Source organism: Arthrobacter sp. Y3225116 (assembly GCF_059091245.1).
This window is the reverse complement of sequence record NZ_JBNHGL010000411.1, coordinates 1-1,519: the sequence shown is the minus strand read 5'-3', so window position 1 is coordinate 1,519 and position 1,519 is coordinate 1. Positions and strand designations below refer to the sequence as shown.

At 68.3% G+C, this 1,519-nt stretch carries 1 protein-coding gene; it reads right to left on the bottom strand.

Annotation, left to right across the window (positions count from 1 at the left end; all coding sequences use genetic code 11):
* Positions 1–195: 195 nt before the first annotated feature.
* Positions 196–999, bottom strand: a complete 804-nt coding sequence (locus AC5RV2_RS17875; RefSeq protein ID WP_494093441.1) for a ComEA family DNA-binding protein — start codon at positions 997–999, stop codon at positions 196–198.
* Between the last annotated feature and the right edge of the window lie 520 nt (positions 1,000–1,519).

Genomic DNA, 1,519 nt, shown 5'->3' with positions numbered 1-1,519 from the left:
GAAGATCCAGGCGCCGGCCGTCGGCCTCCGCCGCGGCGGCCTCAGCGGCAGCGGGATCTGGCTTGACGTGGCGCAGCAACCGCCGGCCCAAGTCGCTGCGCCGTCTGGGCGGCTGTCCTCCCTCATTCTGGTCCGGCCTGACGACAGAAGGACGTCGGGCCGCATCCGCGTACCGCTGCCAGCGCGGCGGCCGGCTCATACCGACACCAGCTCCACCAACGACTCCAGCATGACCGGCCCGATGCCGGGCACTGCATCAAGATCCGACGGCTGCCCGTACGGGCCGTGCTGCTCGCGGAACTCGACAATCCGCGCGGCCAGAACCGGTCCGACCCGGGGCAGCTCGAGGAGCTCCTCGGCCGTCGCCGTATTGATGTTGATCTTGGCAGCCGGACCCTCACCGGCACCGCCACCGCCGGGTTCGGCTTCCCCGCCGCCGGAGCCCCCACCGGCACCGCCACCTCCCGAACCGACCGCCGGTTGTGGCGGCCCGGGCGCATCCGGCGTCGGCACATAGACCTGCTGTCCGTCGGTCAACGGCGCCGCGAGGTTCAGCGCCTCGAGCTGCGCCTTCTTCGTGGCACCCCCGGCCGCGTCAATGGCCTCGAACACCCTTGAGCCGTCGGCCAGCTGGACGATCCCCGGCGAGGCAACGGCCCCGGCCACATGGACGATGATGTCGAGGCCGCCGCCTGACGGTTTATCCCCGGTCTCCGTACCGTCCTCGCCGGCGGCAGAGGGCGGGGCCTCGGGCTTCCCGTTCGTAACCTCGTCCGCAGGCGGACGGGCAGCCGGCGCGGACGCCAGCGGGATGCTCTCCAAGATAGGAGCAGTCGAGCGGCTTACATCGGCGGTGGCCAGCGAAACAAGTCCGTAGCCGAGGCACAGCCCGGCCACCACGAATGCGGCCCCGAGGGCTATGCGGAAGCGCGGAGTTCGCCGCGGCCGCGACGCAATGCCGCCGCGGGCGGTTGACGGAAGCCAGCGGTGTCGGCCCATGCTGCAAGACTAGGTCGGCGGTGCTGCGGCCCCGCTCGTGCAGCAAACCCTCGTGGACAGCGGCTCCGGCGGCGCCGTCTGTGGAGGAAAGGAATACGCAGCCTCGGGATGGCCTCTGCAGTCCGAAGACCTCCGCGACGTTGCGGCGCCTGAGATTCTGGCGCTAGGGCTGAAAGGATGCGGAGTTGACATGCACGACGACTCCCGTGGGATAGGTTCAAGGCAAGAAGAAGGCGTGGCCCTCTGGGCCAGGAACACTGGGAGTGAGTATTGACGACAGCATGGGTAGTCCACCAGGGCACGGGCGGCAGGAACGCAGACGCAATGATCGAAGCTGGCTACATGGGTGTCGACTTCATCGGTGACTATGACATCAAGCCCCACCTTGGCCGCGGGGCCGAGTCCTTTAGAAGTGCGATGAACGGGACTGCCCCGGCTTTTGTTGACTCGGGGTTTTAGGCCGCGGTGAGTGCGGACCGGTTGATTGTTTCATATTCGATGGGCGTGAGTTTCCCCAGCC

Excerpts from the sequence above, each read along its gene's own strand:
- AC5RV2_RS17875 (WP_494093441.1), bottom strand. The coding sequence starts at position 999 with ATGGGCCGACACCGCTGGCTTCCGTCAACCGCCCGCGGCGGCATTGCG.